Source organism: Duganella sp. AC917 (genome assembly GCF_979258245.1).
The window spans coordinates 4,771,858-4,788,619 of sequence record NZ_OZ409848.1 but is presented as its reverse complement, the minus strand read 5'-3'; the positions used below and the strand labels follow the sequence as shown (position 1 = coordinate 4,788,619).

At 55.5% G+C, this 16,762-nt stretch carries 6 protein-coding genes, 2 tRNA genes and 6 rRNA genes; 11 read left to right on the top strand and 3 right to left on the bottom strand.

Features of this window, described 5'->3' with window-relative positions:
• Positions 1 to 25: 25 nt before the first annotated feature.
• The 3 genes from ACZ0BA_RS20890 (at position 26) to rrf (ACZ0BA_RS20880) (ending at position 3,436) form a co-directional block, all read left to right on the top strand.
• Positions 26 to 2,898 (top strand): 23S ribosomal RNA (locus ACZ0BA_RS20890).
• A 162-nt stretch (positions 2,899 to 3,060) separates the two neighbouring features.
• A 5S ribosomal RNA gene (rrf, locus tag ACZ0BA_RS20885) occupies positions 3,061 to 3,173 on the top strand.
• 150 nt (positions 3,174 to 3,323) lie between these two features.
• Positions 3,324 to 3,436, top strand: a 5S ribosomal RNA gene (rrf, locus tag ACZ0BA_RS20880).
• A gap of 99 nt (positions 3,437 to 3,535) precedes the next feature.
• Here rrf (ACZ0BA_RS20880) and ACZ0BA_RS20875 read toward each other — a convergent pair.
• Positions 3,536 to 4,897 carry a sodium-dependent transporter gene (locus ACZ0BA_RS20875; RefSeq protein ID WP_463453101.1) on the bottom strand — a complete coding sequence of 454 codons (1,362 nt, stop codon included), beginning with the start codon at positions 4,895 to 4,897 and terminating at the stop codon, positions 3,536 to 3,538.
• Between the two features lie 436 nt (positions 4,898 to 5,333).
• On the opposite strand from ACZ0BA_RS20875, the gene ACZ0BA_RS20870 reads away from it, so the two are divergent.
• The 5 genes from ACZ0BA_RS20870 to rrf (ACZ0BA_RS20850) all read left to right on the top strand — a co-directional run bounded on the left by ACZ0BA_RS20870 (position 5,334) and on the right by rrf (ACZ0BA_RS20850) (position 10,437).
• Positions 5,334 to 6,862: ribosomal RNA gene (locus tag ACZ0BA_RS20870) — 16S ribosomal RNA — on the top strand.
• A 63-nt stretch (positions 6,863 to 6,925) separates the two neighbouring features.
• Positions 6,926 to 7,002: transfer RNA gene (locus tag ACZ0BA_RS20865), tRNA-Ile, on the top strand.
• 24 nt (positions 7,003 to 7,026) lie between these two features.
• A tRNA-Ala gene (locus tag ACZ0BA_RS20860) sits at positions 7,027 to 7,102 on the top strand.
• A gap of 218 nt (positions 7,103 to 7,320) precedes the next feature.
• Positions 7,321 to 10,193: ribosomal RNA gene (locus ACZ0BA_RS20855) — 23S ribosomal RNA — on the top strand.
• Positions 10,194 to 10,324: 131 nt separating this feature from the next.
• A 5S ribosomal RNA gene (gene rrf / locus ACZ0BA_RS20850) occupies positions 10,325 to 10,437 on the top strand.
• The 16S, 23S and 5S rRNA genes sit together here with 2 tRNA genes alongside, the layout of an rRNA operon.
• A 120-nt stretch (positions 10,438 to 10,557) precedes the next feature.
• Here the strand turns inward: rrf (ACZ0BA_RS20850) and ACZ0BA_RS20845 are convergent.
• Complete coding sequence (locus ACZ0BA_RS20845; RefSeq protein ID WP_463453100.1) at positions 10,558 to 11,100, bottom strand: acyloxyacyl hydrolase; 543 nt, start codon at positions 11,098 to 11,100, stop codon at positions 10,558 to 10,560.
• A gap of 129 nt (positions 11,101 to 11,229) precedes the next feature.
• Here ACZ0BA_RS20845 and ACZ0BA_RS20840 point away from each other — a divergent pair, with 129 nt between their 5' ends.
• Positions 11,230 to 12,117 carry an NAD(P)-dependent oxidoreductase gene (locus ACZ0BA_RS20840; protein WP_463453099.1) on the top strand — a complete coding sequence of 296 codons (888 nt, stop codon included), beginning with the start codon at positions 11,230 to 11,232 and terminating at the stop codon, positions 12,115 to 12,117.
• Positions 12,118 to 12,135: 18 nt separating this feature from the next.
• Here ACZ0BA_RS20840 and ACZ0BA_RS20835 read toward each other — a convergent pair whose 3' ends face one another.
• The gene (locus tag ACZ0BA_RS20835) at positions 12,136 to 13,329 is read right to left on the bottom strand and encodes a M20 aminoacylase family protein (RefSeq protein ID WP_463453098.1); all 1,194 of its coding nucleotides are present in this window, start codon (positions 13,327 to 13,329) and stop codon (positions 12,136 to 12,138) included.
• Positions 13,330 to 13,487: 158 nt separating this feature from the next.
• Here ACZ0BA_RS20835 and ACZ0BA_RS20830 point away from each other — a divergent pair, with 158 nt between their 5' ends.
• Together ACZ0BA_RS20830 and ACZ0BA_RS20825 are read left to right on the top strand one after the other, a co-directional pair.
• Positions 13,488 to 15,566 carry a molybdopterin-containing oxidoreductase family protein gene (locus ACZ0BA_RS20830; protein WP_463453097.1) on the top strand — a complete coding sequence of 693 codons (2,079 nt, stop codon included), beginning with the start codon at positions 13,488 to 13,490 and terminating at the stop codon, positions 15,564 to 15,566.
• 9 nt (positions 15,567 to 15,575) lie between these two features.
• Positions 15,576 to 16,712 carry an aminopeptidase gene (locus ACZ0BA_RS20825; RefSeq protein WP_463453096.1) on the top strand — a complete coding sequence of 379 codons (1,137 nt, stop codon included), beginning with the start codon at positions 15,576 to 15,578 and terminating at the stop codon, positions 16,710 to 16,712.
• Positions 16,713 to 16,762: the final 50 nt, after the last annotated feature.

Below are 16,762 nucleotides of genomic sequence, written 5' to 3'. Positions count from 1 at the left end.
TAGTCGCAAGGGGCTAACGTTATAGGGACAAGTGAATAAGTGCACATGGTGGATGCCTTGGCGATTACAGGCGATGAAGGACGTAGTAGCTTGCGATAAGCTGCGGGGAGCTAGCAAACAAGCTTTGATCCGCAGATTTCCGAATGGGGAAACCCGGCCTTTTAGGTCATTGCATACTGAATACATAGGTATGCAAAGCGAACGCGGCGAACTGAAACATCTAAGTAGCTGCAGGAAAATAAATCAACCGAGATTCCCAAAGTAGTGGCGAGCGAAATGGGAAGAGCCTGCACGTTTTAGCACGACGCATAACAGAATCCTCTGGAAATAGGAGCCATAGCGGGTGATAGCCCCGTATGTGAAATGCGATGTGTGGAACTAAGCGTGCGACAAGTAGGGCGGGACACGAGAAATCCTGTCTGAATATGGGGGGACCATCCTCCAAGGCTAAATACTCGTAATCGACCGATAGTGAACCAGTACCGTGAGGGAAAGGCGAAAAGAACCCCGGGAGGGGAGTGAAATAGATCCTGAAACCGTGTGCATACAAACAGTAGGAGCGGACTTGTTCCGTGACTGCGTACCTTTTGTATAATGGGTCAGCGACTTACATTCAGTGGCAAGGTTAACCATATAGGGAAGCCGTAGAGAAATCGAGTCCGAACAGGGCGATAGTCGCTGGGTGTAGACCCGAAACCAAGTGATCTACTCATGGCCAGGATGAAGGTGCGGTAACACGCACTGGAGGTCCGAACCCACTAATGTTGAAAAATTAGGGGATGAGCTGTGGGTAGGGGTGAAAGGCTAAACAAACTTGGAAATAGCTGGTTCTCTCCGAAAACTATTTAGGTAGTGCCTCAAGTATCACCATCGGGGGTAGAGCACTGTTATGGCTAGGGGGTCATCGCGACTTACCAAACCATTGCAAACTCCGAATACCGATGAGTGCGAGCTTGGGAGACAGACGTCGGGTGCTAACGTCCGGCGTCAAGAGGGAAACAACCCAGACCGCCAGCTAAGGTCCCAAAGATTGGCTAAGTGGAAAACGAAGTGGGAAGGCTAAAACAGTCAGGATGTTGGCTTAGAAGCAGCCATCATTTAAAGAAAGCGTAATAGCTCACTGATCGAGTCGTCCTGCGCGGAAGATGTAACGGGGCTAAGCCAGTCACCGAAGCTGCGGATATGCGTAAGCATATGGTAGGAGAGCGTTCTGTAAGCCTGCGAAGGTGTCTTGTAAAGGATGCTGGAGGTATCAGAAGTGCGAATGCTGACATGAGTAGCGATAATGGGGGTGAAAAGCCCCCACGCCGTAAGCCCAAGGTTTCCTGTTCAACGTTCATCGGAGCAGGGTGAGTCGGCCCCTAAGGCGAGGCAGAGATGCGTAGCTGATGGGAAGCAGGTTAATATTCCTGCACCGTCGTATGATGCGATGGGGGGACGGATCGCGGAAGGTTGTCTGCCTGTTGGAATAGGCAGTTTCTGGTTCATAGAAGGCGCTTAGGCAAATCCGGGCGCGTAATTCAAGGGACTGGGACGAGGAACTTAGGTTCTGAAGCAATCGGAAGTGGTTCCAAGAAAAGCCTCTAAGCTTCAGTCATACGAGACCGTACCGCAAACCGACACAGGTGGGCGAGATGAGTATTCTAAGGCGCTTGAGAGAACTCGGGAGAAGGAACTCGGCAAATTGGTACCGTAACTTCGGGAAAAGGTACGCCCTTGTAGCTTGGCTGATTTACTTCAGTAGGGTGAACGGGTTGCAATAAACTGGTGGCTGCGACTGTTTAATAAAAACACAGCACTCTGCAAACACGAAAGTGGACGTATAGGGTGTGACGCCTGCCCGGTGCTGGAAGATTAAATGATGGGGTGCAAGCTCTTGATTGAAGTCCCAGTAAACGGCGGCCGTAACTATAACGGTCCTAAGGTAGCGAAATTCCTTGTCGGGTAAGTTCCGACCTGCACGAATGGCGTAACGATGGCCACACTGTCTCCTCCCGAGACTCAGCGAAGTTGAAGTGTTTGTGATGATGCAATCTACCCGCGGCTAGACGGAAAGACCCCATGAACCTTTACTGTAGCTTTGCATTGGACTTTGAATCAATCTGTGTAGGATAGGTGGGAGGCTTTGAAGCGGGGACGCCAGTTCTCGTGGAGCCAACCTTGAAATACCACCCTGGTTCATTTGAGGTTCTAACCTTGGCCCGTTATCCGGGTCGGGGACAGTGCATGGTAGGCAGTTTGACTGGGGCGGTCTCCTCCTAAAGTGTAACGGAGGAGTTCGAAGGTACGCTAGGTACGGTCGGACATCGTGCTAATAGTGCAATGGCATAAGCGTGCTTAACTGCGAGACTGACAAGTCGAGCAGGTACGAAAGTAGGACATAGTGATCCGGTGGTTCTGTATGGAAGGGCCATCGCTCAACGGATAAAAGGTACTCTGGGGATAACAGGCTGATTCCTCCCAAGAGTTCATATCGACGGGGGAGTTTGGCACCTCGATGTCGGCTCATCACATCCTGGGGCTGTAGCCGGTCCCAAGGGTATGGCTGTTCGCCATTTAAAGTGGTACGTGAGCTGGGTTTAAAACGTCGTGAGACAGTTTGGTCCCTATCTGCCGTGGGCGTTGGAAATTTGAAGGGGGCTGCTCCTAGTACGAGAGGACCGGAGTGGACAGACCTCTGGTGTACCGGTTGTCACGCCAGTGGCATTGCCGGGTAGCTAAGTCTGGAAGAGATAACCGCTGAAAGCATCTAAGCGGGAAACTTGCCTTGAGATGAGATTTCCCAGAGCCTTGAGCTCTTTGAAGGGTCGTTCGAGACCAGGACGTTGATAGGTCAGGTGTGGAAGTGCAGTAATGCATTAAGCTAACTGATACTAATTGCCCGTACGGCTTGTCCCTATAACCTTAGCAGGTTATGGTTGAATAAGAAGTACGTTGAAACGTTCGTTGATACACAACTTCATTACCCAGTATTGAGATACTGCTGTATCTCAGTACCTATTACTTACTACTTCCAGATTCCGGGCGACGCGAATACGCGCAGCCCAGTACAAGTCAATGCCTGATGACCATAGCAAGTTGGTACCACCCCTTCCCATCCCGAACAGGACCGTGAAACAACTCTGCGCCGATGATAGTGCTGCAACCAGTGTGAAAGTAGGTTATCGTCAGGCTAGTTATATTAAAAAGCCCCTTCCAGCGATCTGGTCGGGGCTTTTTTTCGTCCGTAAAAAAAGTACACTGAAACAATATAAATCATTTATAATACGCGCTCAAGATTCCAGGCGGCGCGGAAAAAGACGCGACGCCAGTACAAGTCAATGCCTGATGACCATAGCAAGTTGGTACCACCCCTTCCCATCCCGAACAGGACCGTGAAACAACTCTGCGCCGATGATAGTGCTGCAACCAGTGTGAAAGTAGGTTATCGTCAGGCTAGTTATAGAAAAAACCCACCAGGTGAACCTGGTGGGTTTTTTGCATTTAACATCCACTATAGAGCCGACCGTATCGTCTGGTCCGCTTGCGCGGAATGCTATAGCAGATTCAGGCCCTTGAGCATAACCAGCAAGATCAGCAACGGCGATACGTAACGGAGCAGGAAAAATACCACGCGCGCGGTGCCGGCATTCGCCAGCGTGCCGTGGTTCGACAACGCCCGCGCGAACTGGTCGGCGCCCCAGGTCCAGCCGACAAACAAGGCCAGCGAGATCCCGCCCAATGGCAACAATACGTTCGAAGAGACGAAGTCGAACAGGTCGAACATATTCATGCCGAACAGCTTGAAGTCGGCCAACACATTGTTGGTTAGCGCGCAGGTCGAGCCGAGCAGCATGAGCAGCGTGATCGTCATCATCGTGGCTTTCGCGCGGCTCATGCGCAGGCGCTCGTGCAGGATTACGACCGGAACTTCCATCAACGACAGCATCGCACCGGTAGCGGCCACTGCCGCTAGCACGAAGAAGGCGACCATCAGCAGGTAGCCGCCTGGGATCTGCGAGAACACAGCCGGAATGGTGATGAACACCAGCGCGGGACCGGCGGCCGGCTGAAAGCCGAAGGTGAACACCGCAGGGAAGATTGCGATGCCGGCCAGCATCGAGACGCACAGGTCGGCCGCCATCACACGCAACGTGGTCTGGGGAATATTTTGATCATCGCGGAAATATGAGCCGTAAGTGATCATCGTGCCCAAGCCCAATGACAGCTTAAAGAATGCCAGGCCCATCGCCGTGAGGACGACGGCGGCGGTGATCTTGCTGAAGTCTGGCCGGAACAGGAAGGCCAGACCGTCTACGGCCTTGTCGAGCGACAGGCTGACTGCGCACAGCACCAATAGGAGAAGGAACAAGATCGGCATCAACTTCTTTGTGATGCCTTCGATGCCTTTGGTCACGCCCATTAGCAGGATGCCGCCGATAAATACCAGCACCGCCCATTGCCACAGCAGCGATTGCAATGGATCGCTGATCAGCGAGGTGAACGCCGCTTCGGTGACATGCGGATCGCTGCTAAGAATAGAGCCGCCGATGGCTTTGAATACATAGGCGAAAACCCACGCCACCACTTCTGAATAAAATGACAGTATCAGGAACGCCGCCACCACGCCGGCGACGCCGACCAGCCACCACGGTAATCTGGATGGGGTCAGCGTTTGCAGCGCGGTGATCGGATTGGCTTTTGCGGCGCGGCCGACCGTGATTTCGGCGATCATCACCGGCAGACCGACGACCAGCGTCGCTAACAGATAGATCAGCAGGAAACCGGCGCCGCCGTTAGCGCCGGTCAGATAGGGAAACTTCCAGATGTTACCCAGACCGACTGCGGAACCGAGGGTGGCGGCGAGGACGCCGAAGCTGGAGCTAAAGCCGCCGCGCTTTATTAATTGCTTATTCATTACTGGATTCCACAGTGTCTAAAGGCCCGATTGTAGCAGTACGAAAAAAAGCCTTGCAGGGTTGAGGGCCTCTTTGCTATAGTTCGCCTCCTCGCAAAACAGCGCACACAAAACAACGTGTTGCAGAGTGAAGCGGGATAAAAAAGAAGGTTGACGAAATAAGCGAAACGCTTCATACTCTTTCTTCTTCGCGGCAGACAAAACGATCTGTTGGCGACGCAGTACCAAACAAAGTTCTTTAAAAATTAACAGTCGATAAGTGTGGACGTTTGATGAAAGTGCACATGCAACCTTCGGGTTGCATGAAACTTAAAATATCAAATGTTCACAAGAAGTAATGAAATAGGCACTACGCAAGTAGTGGCCTGTCAGTATTTTGAGTGAGCGACCTCTTAGCAATAAGAGTGCCGGTAAAACGGCAAAAGTAACAGAGATTAAACTGAAGAGTTTGATCCTGGCTCAGATTGAACGCTGGCGGCATGCCTTACACATGCAAGTCGAACGGCAGCGCGGGGCAACCTGGCGGCGAGTGGCGAACGGGTGAGTAATATATCGGAACGTACCCTGGAGTGGGGGATAACGTAGCGAAAGTTACGCTAATACCGCATACGATCTAAGGATGAAAGTGGGGGATCGCAAGACCTCATGCTCCTGGAGCGGCCGATATCTGATTAGCTAGTTGGTAGGGTAAAAGCCTACCAAGGCATCGATCAGTAGCTGGTCTGAGAGGACGACCAGCCACACTGGAACTGAGACACGGTCCAGACTCCTACGGGAGGCAGCAGTGGGGAATTTTGGACAATGGGCGCAAGCCTGATCCAGCAATGCCGCGTGAGTGAAGAAGGCCTTCGGGTTGTAAAGCTCTTTTGTCAGGGAAGAAACGGGTCTTTCTAATACAGAGATCTAATGACGGTACCTGAAGAATAAGCACCGGCTAACTACGTGCCAGCAGCCGCGGTAATACGTAGGGTGCAAGCGTTAATCGGAATTACTGGGCGTAAAGCGTGCGCAGGCGGTTTTGTAAGTCTGTTGTGAAATCCCCGGGCTCAACCTGGGAATGGCAATGGAGACTGCAAGGCTAGAGTTTGGCAGAGGGGGGTAGAATTCCACGTGTAGCAGTGAAATGCGTAGATATGTGGAGGAACACCGATGGCGAAGGCAGCCCCCTGGGTCAAAACTGACGCTCATGCACGAAAGCGTGGGGAGCAAACAGGATTAGATACCCTGGTAGTCCACGCCCTAAACGATGTCTACTAGTTGTCGGGTCTTAATTGACTTGGTAACGCAGCTAACGCGTGAAGTAGACCGCCTGGGGAGTACGGTCGCAAGATTAAAACTCAAAGGAATTGACGGGGACCCGCACAAGCGGTGGATGATGTGGATTAATTCGATGCAACGCGAAAAACCTTACCTACCCTTGACATGGATGGAATCCCGGAGAGATTTGGGAGTGCCCGAAAGGGAACCATCACACAGGTGCTGCATGGCTGTCGTCAGCTCGTGTCGTGAGATGTTGGGTTAAGTCCCGCAACGAGCGCAACCCTTGTCATTAGTTGCTACGAAAGGGCACTCTAATGAGACTGCCGGTGACAAACCGGAGGAAGGTGGGGATGACGTCAAGTCCTCATGGCCCTTATGGGTAGGGCTTCACACGTCATACAATGGTACATACAGAGCGCCGCCAACCCGCGAGGGGGAGCTAATCGCAGAAAGTGTATCGTAGTCCGGATTGTAGTCTGCAACTCGACTGCATGAAGTTGGAATCGCTAGTAATCGCGGATCAGCATGTCGCGGTGAATACGTTCCCGGGTCTTGTACACACCGCCCGTCACACCATGGGAGCGGGTTTTACCAGAAGTAGGTAGCTTAACCGCAAGGAGGGCGCTTACCACGGTAGGATTCGTGACTGGGGTGAAGTCGTAACAAGGTAGCCGTATCGGAAGGTGCGGCTGGATCACCTCCTTTCTAGAGTAGCACTCTTCTTCAAGCGTTCACACTTATCGACTGTCAATATAAAGAACAGCATTTGGGGCTGTAGCTCAGCTGGTTAGAGCACCGTGTTGATAACGCGGGGGTCGTTGGTTCGAGTCCAACCAGCCCTACCAGTTTTACCCTAGTAGTAAATCTCAGGGGGATTAGCTCAGCTGGGAGAGCACCTGCTTTGCAAGCAGGGGGTCGTCGGTTCGATCCCGTCATCCTCCACCAAGAGTTCAAATGTAAGCCACAAGGTTTAGATTTGATCTTTTAGAGATCAAGTGCTGTACGTTCTTTAACAATCTGGAAGAAGTAAGTAAATTTTTATTGATCGTGTCACCGACAGGTGGCGCGATGGGTAATGATTGTATGTATCAACAAACGCAACAACGTAGTACTTCTTATTCCTATAAACGCTCCTTGTTTAGTCGCAGGGGCTAACGTTATAGGGACAAGTGAATAAGTGCACATGGTGGATGCCTTGGCGATTACAGGCGATGAAGGACGTAGTAGCTTGCGATAAGCTGCGGGGAGCTAGCAAACAAGCTTTGATCCGCAGATTTCCGAATGGGGAAACCCGGCCTTTTAGGTCATTGCATACTGAATACATAGGTATGCAAAGCGAACGCGGCGAACTGAAACATCTAAGTAGCTGCAGGAAAATAAATCAACCGAGATTCCCAAAGTAGTGGCGAGCGAAATGGGAAGAGCCTGCACGTTTTAGCATGACGCATAACAGAATCCTCTGGAAATAGGAGCCATAGCGGGTGATAGCCCCGTATGTGAAATGCGATGTGTGGAACTAAGCGTGCGACAAGTAGGGCGGGACACGAGAAATCCTGTCTGAATATGGGGGGACCATCCTCCAAGGCTAAATACTCGTAATCGACCGATAGTGAACCAGTACCGTGAGGGAAAGGCGAAAAGAACCCCGGGAGGGGAGTGAAATAGATCCTGAAACCGTGTGCATACAAACAGTAGGAGCGGACTTGTTCCGTGACTGCGTACCTTTTGTATAATGGGTCAGCGACTTACATTCAGTGGCAAGGTTAACCATATAGGGAAGCCGTAGAGAAATCGAGTCCGAACAGGGCGATAGTCGCTGGGTGTAGACCCGAAACCAAGTGATCTACTCATGGCCAGGATGAAGGTGCGGTAACACGCACTGGAGGTCCGAACCCACTAATGTTGAAAAATTAGGGGATGAGCTGTGGGTAGGGGTGAAAGGCTAAACAAACTTGGAAATAGCTGGTTCTCTCCGAAAACTATTTAGGTAGTGCCTCAAGTATCACCATCGGGGGTAGAGCACTGTTATGGCTAGGGGGTCATCGCGACTTACCAAACCATTGCAAACTCCGAATACCGATGAGTGCGAGCTTGGGAGACAGACGTCGGGTGCTAACGTCCGGCGTCAAGAGGGAAACAACCCAGACCGCCAGCTAAGGTCCCAAAGATTGGCTAAGTGGAAAACGAAGTGGGAAGGCTAAAACAGTCAGGATGTTGGCTTAGAAGCAGCCATCATTTAAAGAAAGCGTAATAGCTCACTGATCGAGTCGTCCTGCGCGGAAGATGTAACGGGGCTAAGCCAGTCACCGAAGCTGCGGATATGCGTAAGCATATGGTAGGAGAGCGTTCTGTAAGCCTGCGAAGGTGTCTTGTAAAGGATGCTGGAGGTATCAGAAGTGCGAATGCTGACATGAGTAGCGATAATGGGGGTGAAAAGCCCCCACGCCGTAAGCCCAAGGTTTCCTGTTCAACGTTCATCGGAGCAGGGTGAGTCGGCCCCTAAGGCGAGGCAGAGATGCGTAGCTGATGGGAAGCAGGTTAATATTCCTGCACCGTCGTATGATGCGATGGGGGGACGGATCGCGGAAGGTTGTCTGCCTGTTGGAATAGGCAGTTTCTGGTTCATAGAAGGCGCTTAGGCAAATCCGGGCGCGTAATTCAAGGGACTGGGACGAGGAACTTAGGTTCTGAAGCAATCGGAAGTGGTTCCAAGAAAAGCCTCTAAGCTTCAGTCATACGAGACCGTACCGCAAACCGACACAGGTGGGCGAGATGAGTATTCTAAGGCGCTTGAGAGAACTCGGGAGAAGGAACTCGGCAAATTGGTACCGTAACTTCGGGAAAAGGTACGCCCTTGTAGCTTGGCTGATTTACTTCAGTAGGGTGAACGGGTTGCAATAAACTGGTGGCTGCGACTGTTTAATAAAAACACAGCACTCTGCAAACACGAAAGTGGACGTATAGGGTGTGACGCCTGCCCGGTGCTGGAAGATTAAATGATGGGGTGCAAGCTCTTGATTGAAGTCCCAGTAAACGGCGGCCGTAACTATAACGGTCCTAAGGTAGCGAAATTCCTTGTCGGGTAAGTTCCGACCTGCACGAATGGCGTAACGATGGCCACACTGTCTCCTCCCGAGACTCAGCGAAGTTGAAGTGTTTGTGATGATGCAATCTACCCGCGGCTAGACGGAAAGACCCCATGAACCTTTACTGTAGCTTTGCATTGGACTTTGAATCAATCTGTGTAGGATAGGTGGGAGGCTTTGAAGCGGGGACGCCAGTTCTCGTGGAGCCAACCTTGAAATACCACCCTGGTTCATTTGAGGTTCTAACCTTGGCCCGTTATCCGGGTCGGGGACAGTGCATGGTAGGCAGTTTGACTGGGGCGGTCTCCTCCTAAAGTGTAACGGAGGAGTTCGAAGGTACGCTAGGTACGGTCGGACATCGTGCTAATAGTGCAATGGCATAAGCGTGCTTAACTGCGAGACTGACAAGTCGAGCAGGTACGAAAGTAGGACATAGTGATCCGGTGGTTCTGTATGGAAGGGCCATCGCTCAACGGATAAAAGGTACTCTGGGGATAACAGGCTGATTCCTCCCAAGAGTTCATATCGACGGGGGAGTTTGGCACCTCGATGTCGGCTCATCACATCCTGGGGCTGTAGCCGGTCCCAAGGGTATGGCTGTTCGCCATTTAAAGTGGTACGTGAGCTGGGTTTAAAACGTCGTGAGACAGTTTGGTCCCTATCTGCCGTGGGCGTTGGAAATTTGAAGGGGGCTGCTCCTAGTACGAGAGGACCGGAGTGGACAGACCTCTGGTGTACCGGTTGTCACGCCAGTGGCATTGCCGGGTAGCTAAGTCTGGAAGAGATAACCGCTGAAAGCATCTAAGCGGGAAACTTGCCTTGAGATGAGATTTCCCAGAGCCTTGAGCTCTTTGAAGGGTCGTTCGAGACCAGGACGTTGATAGGTCAGGTGTGGAAGTGCAGTAATGCATTAAGCTAACTGATACTAATTGCCCGTACGGCTTGTCCCTATAACCTTAGCAGGTTATGGTGAATAAGAAGTACGTTGAAACGTTCGTTGATACACAACTTCATTACCCGATTTACTTACTTCTCCAGATTCAGGGCGACGCGAATGCGCGCAGCCCAGTACAAGTCAATGCCTGATGACCATAGCAAGTTGGTACCACCCCTTCCCATCCCGAACAGGACCGTGAAACAACTCTGCGCCGATGATAGTGCTGCAACCAGTGTGAAAGTAGGTTATCGTCAGGCTAGTTATTTTAAAAAGCCCCTTCCAGTGATCTGGTCGGGGCTTTTTTTCGTCCATCAATAACAAGAATAGACGTAAAAAAGGGCGCTTCGAGAAAGCGCCCTTTTTAATTCTGCGACTGATTAGAAGTGGTAAGCCGCTTTGACTTCAAGGAAGTTCGCGCCGCCGTTAGGGCTCTTAATGCTGCCATTGGAGAAGTGCTGCAATTTAAGCGCGACTTCCCAATTGTTCTGCATGACATAGCCGATGCCGATGTGGTCGCCGAACTGGAAGGCGGTCGACAATTCCTTGCCGTCGTTCCTGTACAGGCTGGACAAGAGGTGAACGCCGACGCCGGCTTCGTAGTAAAGCCCCTTCTTGTTGTCATTCTGAAAGCGGAACACCGGAGTGAAACCCACGTCCCACAGGCCTTTTTCCCAGCCCGACACATTGCGGTATTGGTTCTGGCGCCAGTAGCCAACGCTGCCTTCCCAGTAGCCGCTCAGATGCGTGCCGTTCGACTGGAACCATCTTTTGTCCCAATCATTGGCGGCGCTCAGTCGAACCATACGCTGCTTCGACGCCGTGCCGTAGTCCACCGACACCGAGTCGATCAGTTGTTGGGCCATCGCGGCCTGGCTCATCAACAGCGTAACCGCTGCTGCCATCATTGTTTTCGCGAACATAGTATCCTTGTATTTGTACTGACTCATTTGTGCTGTATGTATGTTTATACGGCTGCCAAGATTGTACCGGTGTTCCGAAATTTCTTCCGGCGCACCGTTGGTTTGATTAGCCCAGGAGCAGAATTGTCTATGCGAATTGCATTTCTCGGTATTGGCTTGATGGGAGACCCGATGGTACGCCGCCTGTTGGCGGCCGGCCATTCCGTTACGGTCTGGAATCGTACCTTCGCGAAGGCCGAGGCGCTCGCATCGGCCGGCGCGGTGCCGGCTGCGCGCTTGGACGAGGCCGTGCGCGATGCCGGCATCGTCATCTCGATGCTGGAGGCGGGCCCCATCGTAGCGCAAGTGATGCGTGACGCCTTGCAGGCCCTGGCTCCGGGTGCGTTGTGGATAGACATGAGTTCGACGCAGCAAGCGGAGGCACAGGCGTTTCATGCGCTGCTGCAAGCGCAGGGCAGGCGCTTTGTCGACGCGCCGGTGTCGGGTGGCGTGGGCGGCGCGGCAGCGGGCACCCTGGCGATCATGGCGGGAGGCGACCTTGCGGACTTCGCCGAGGCGCAGCCGGTGCTGGCGGCGATGGGACGGCCAACCTTGGTCGGACCCGCAGGCAGCGGCCAGGTGGCCAAGCTTTGCAATCAGTTGATCGTCGGCGCGACCATCAATATCGTGGCGGAAGCGATGCTGCTGGCGCAAGCCGCCGGCGCCGACCCGGCCGCTATGCGCGCGGCGATCCGTGGCGGCTTTGCCGAGAGCAAGATACTGGATGTGCACGGTCAGCGCATGCTGGAGAGAAATTTCGTCGCGGGCGGCAAGGTCACGACGCAGCTGAAGGATCAGCGCAACATCCTGGCGGCTGCGCAAGCGGCAGGGGTTACGTTGCCGGTGACGGAGCTGGTGACGGAGCGCTACAGGCTGTTGGCTGAAACCCTGCCGCAGGCCGATCATTCGGCTGCGCTGGTGGGGTTGGAACAACTCAATCCGGGGCAGCGGGTGGGCAAGGCCCCGGACCGCGTCTAACATTCATTGGCCGCCGCCTTAGTTCAGCGGCAGACTCTTCTCCGCCAGTCTTACCCAGAAGCTGGCCCCAACCGGCAGCAGATTGTCGTTGAAATCATAACTGCCATTGTGCAGCACGCATGGCCCCAGTCCGTGGCCGCCATCGCGATGATCACCCTCGCCGTTGCCGATAAAGATATAGCACCCCGGCTTGGCCTGCAGGAAGAACGCGAAATCCTCGGCGCCCATGGTCGGTTCGACGTTGTCATCGACCTTGTCGGCACCAACGACCTCCTTCATCACCTCGACCGCGAAACGCGTTTCGGCCGCATGATTCACCAACGGCGGATAATTTCGTCGAAACTTGTATTCCACCTCCGCCCCGAACGCCGCCGCCGTATGCTGCGCGATCTCGCCCATGCGCGCCTCGATCATGTCCAGCACCGGCGTGGTGAAGGTACGCACCGTGCCGACCATTTGGGCTTCGTCCGGGATGACGTTGGTCGCGCTGCCCGCGTGGATCTGCGTGATCGACAGCACCGCCGTATCGAGCGGACTTTTCTGCCGCGAGATGATGGTCTGCCAGCTCTGCGCGATCTGCACGGCCACCATCACCGGATCGATGCCCTTGTGCGGTTGGGCCGCATGCGCGCCCTTGCCTTTGATGGTCAGATAGAACTCGTTACTGGAGGCCATCATCGGCCCCTCGACCACGCTCATGTGGCCAGACGGAATCCCCGGCCAGTTGTGCATGCCGTAAATCGCATCCATCGGGCACTGCTCGAAAAGGCCGTCCTCGATCATGCGCCTGGCCCCGGCGCCGCCTTCCTCTGCCGGCTGGAACACCACATACACGGTGCCGTCGAAGTTGCGGTGCTCGGCCAGGTGCTTGGCGGCGCCCAGCAGCATGGCGGTGTGGCCGTCGTGGCCGCAGGCGTGCATCTTGCCCGGATGGCGCGAGGCGTGCGGGAACGTGTTCACCTCTTGCATTGGCAGCGCGTCCATGTCCGCGCGCAGGCCGATCGCGCGCTGCGAGCTGCCGTTCTTGATGATCCCGACCACACCGGTGAGGCCCAGGCCGCGAATGACGGGAATCCCCCATTCCGTCAGCTTGGCCGCCACCACGTCGGAAGTGCGTTGCTCTTCGTAGCAGAGTTCCGGATGGGCATGCAGGTCGCGCCGGATGTGCTGCAATTCGGACTGAAAGGCAATGATGGGGTCAACGAGTTTCATTTGCTTCTCCAAAATGGTCGTCCACCTTGTGGGCGGCGAGAATAGCCATTGTAGCCCTTGTCGTACAAGTTTATCCAGAGCAGGCCCCTGCTTGATATCCACCGGCCCGGAATGGTTTACGATACTGCTTTCAGCATACGCTTTTTGGACTTTTGACAATGACAACCACTCAAGTTCGCGCGGTTTGCCCGCACGACTGTCCCGACACCTGCGCGCTGCTGGTGACCGTCGAGGACGGCGTCGCCACCGCCGTCAAGGGCGATCCCGACCATCCGACCACCGCCGGCGTGCTGTGCACCAAGGTGGCGCGCTACACCGAGCGCACCTACCACGCCGAGCGCCTGCTGCACCCGCTGCGCCGCATCGGCAAAAAGGGCGAGGGCAAGTTTGAGCGCATCAGCTGGGACGAGGCGCTGGCCACCATCGCCGCCAGGCTCAAGCCGATCGCCGCGCGCGCGCCGGAAGCGATCCTGCCGTACAGCTACTGCGGCACCATGGGCTTGTTGCAGGGCGAGTCGATGTCCTCGCGCTTCTTCAACAAGATCGGCGCCTCGCTGCTGGACCGCACCGTCTGCGCGACCGCCGGCGCAACCGGTTACCGGTACACAATAGGCGGCTCGGTCGGCACGGACATGGAGCAGTTCCAGAACGCCAAGCTGATCATTATCTGGGGTGGCAATCCGATCGCCTCGAACCTGCACTTCTGGACGCGCGCGCAGGAAGCCAAGCGCAACGGCGCCAAACTGATCGCCATCGACCCGTACCGCTCGCTGACGGCCGAGAAATGCCACCAGCACATAGCACTGCTTCCGGGAACCGACGCCGCGCTGGCGCTGGGTCTGATGCACGTGGTGATCGCCGAGAATTTGCTCGATCATGACTACATCGCGCAGCATACGCTCGGCTTCTCGCAGCTAAAAGAGCGCGTGGCCGAATGGACGCCGGAGCGTGTCGCCGAGACCTGCGGTATCACCGTGGCAGAAGTGGTCGACCTGGCGCGCCTTTACGGCGGCACGGCCAAGGCAGGCGAGCCGGTGGCGATCCGCGTCAACTACGGCGTGCAGCGGGTGCGCGGCGGCGGCACCGCCGTGCGCAACATCGCCTGCCTGCCGGCGCTGGTGGGCGCCTGGCGCCACGCGGCGGGCGGCATCCAGCTGTCGTCGAGCGGCTCGTTCCCGTCCAACAAGGTGGCGTTGCAGCGGCCCGATTTGCTCAAGTCCATGCCGCGCACCATCAACATGACCACCATCGGCGACGACCTGTTGCGCCCGGCCTCGGCGGAATTCGGGCCGGCGGTGGAGGCGGTCATCGTCTACAACTCCAACCCGGTGGCGATCGCGCCGGATTCCTCCAAGGTCGCGGCCGGCTTCGCGCGCGAGGATTTGTTCACCGTCGTGCTGGAACACTTCCAGACCGACACCGTCGATTACGCCGATATCGTGCTGCCCGCCACCACGCAGCTCGAGCACGTCGACACGCACACCTCGTTCGGCCACCTGTACATGATGGCCAACAACGCTGCCATCGCGCCGCTGGGCGAGTCCAAGCCCAACACCGAGATCTTCCGCTTGCTGGCGGCGGCCATGGGCTTCGACGATCCTTGCTTCCGCGATACAGACGACCAGCTGGCGTCGATCGCCTTCAACACGAAGGACGTGCGCGCCGTGCACTTCGATTGGGAGTCGTTGAAACTGAAAGGCTGGCAAAAGCTCAACATGCCGGAGGCCCCGTTCGCACAGGGCGGCTTTATGACGCCGTCGGGCAAGTGCGAATTCTATTCGGCCGCGATGAAAGCTGACGGACTCGATCCGTTGCCGACTTATCTACCTCCGTACGAATCTGTTGCTAGCAACCCTCAACTTGCGAAAAAATATCCGCTGGCGATGATCTCGCCGCCGGCGCGAAACTTTTTGAATTCGACATTTGTAAACGTCAAGAGTTTGCGCTCGGCGGAGGGTGAACCGCACCTCGACATCCACCCCGACGATGCCGCAAAACGGGGTATTTTTGACGCCGATATGGTGCGCATCCACAATGACAGAGGCAGTTTTATCGCCAAAGCGCGCGTCACCGACAAGGCCCGTCCGGGCCTGGTTGTCGGCTTGTCAGTGTGGTGGAAGAAGCTAGGCCGGGATGGCAAGAATGCCAATGAAGTCACCAGCCAACGCCTCACCGACATGGGCCGCGCACCGACTTTTTACGATACACTCGTAGAAATTGAAAGAGTCGTTGCTTGAAGGTAGCATATGCGCAATTTTCTCCGCCGTGCCTTGCGGGCCAAGTACTGGCTCGCAACGGCATGTTCCGTACTCCTGCTGGCCGGTTGCGCCCAGTTGCGGTACTACGTGCAGGCCGCGCAAGGCCAGTACGCGTTGTGGTCGGACGCCCGTCCGATCGACGACTGGCTCGGTGATCCGAACACCGATCCCCGCCTCAAGGCCCGCCTTGAAAAAGCCCTGCTGATCCGCCGCTTCGCGGTCAAGGAACTGGGCCTTCCCAACAACGCCAGCTACAAGAATTACGCCGCGCTGTCGCGTCCGTTTGTGCTGTGGAACGTGGTGGCCACGCCGGAGCTGTCGCTGCGCCCGATCCAGTGGTGCTTCCCGATCGCCGGCTGCGTCAGCTATCGCGGCTACTACAGCAAGGCCGACGCCACCGCGTACGCCGACGAGTTGCGCGAAGACGGCAACGACGTCCAGGTCGGCGGCGTGCCGGCGTACTCCACCCTGGGCTGGTTCAGCGATCCGCTGCTGTCGACCTTCATCAATTATTCCGATGCCGAGCTGGCGCGCATGGTGTTCCATGAGCTGTCGCACCAGGTTGTGTATGTGCAAGGCGATACCCAGTTCAACGAGAGCTTCGCCACCGCCGTCGAGGAAGCGGGCGTGGAGCGCTGGATGGAACTTTACGGCACGCCGGAGATGCGCGAGAGCTATGTGCGCAACAACGCGCGCCGCCAGGACTTTCTGGCGCTGCTGGTCAAGCACCGCCAGATGCTGGCCGATAATTACGCCAGCAAAACCAGCACGCGCCATCGCCGCGCCGAGAAGGCGCGCATCTTCGCGCACCTGAAATCGGACTACCAAAAGCTCAAGGAAAGCTGGGGCGGCTACGCCGGCTACGACCGCTGGTTTGCCGAGCCGCTGACCAACGCCCACCTCAGCGCCGTGGGAACTTACCACGATTATCTGCCCGCCTTCCGCGAGCTGATGAAGCAGGAGCGAACGTTCGTGCGATTTTATGGTGCAGCGCAAAAATTAGCTTTGCTTGATTTCGCTCAACGTCAGCAGCAGCTGGAACACCTCACCCGCCTCGCGACGCTGGACGCCGAGCGCCTCTCTCACCCGCCGCAGCAAGCCGCAGTCGCCGAAGCAGCGCATTGATGCTGCTATGCAGCACAAAATGCCGTTAGAAGCGATGTTCTAATTATGCT

Bases quoted from the DNA above. Each gene is read 5' to 3' on its own strand.
- ACZ0BA_RS20875 (WP_463453101.1), bottom strand. From the start codon at position 4,897: ATGAATAAGCAATTAATAAAGCGCGGCGGCTTTAGCTCCAGCTTCGGC.
- ACZ0BA_RS20845 (WP_463453100.1), bottom strand. From the start codon at position 11,100: ATGTTCGCGAAAACAATGATGGCAGCAGCGGTTACGCTGTTGATGAGC.
- ACZ0BA_RS20840 (WP_463453099.1), top strand. From the start codon at position 11,230: ATGCGAATTGCATTTCTCGGTATTGGCTTGATGGGAGACCCGATGGTA.
- ACZ0BA_RS20835 (WP_463453098.1), bottom strand. From the start codon at position 13,329: ATGAAACTCGTTGACCCCATCATTGCCTTTCAGTCCGAATTGCAGCAC.
- ACZ0BA_RS20830 (WP_463453097.1), top strand. From the start codon at position 13,488: ATGACAACCACTCAAGTTCGCGCGGTTTGCCCGCACGACTGTCCCGAC.
- ACZ0BA_RS20825 (WP_463453096.1), top strand. From the start codon at position 15,576: ATGCGCAATTTTCTCCGCCGTGCCTTGCGGGCCAAGTACTGGCTCGCA.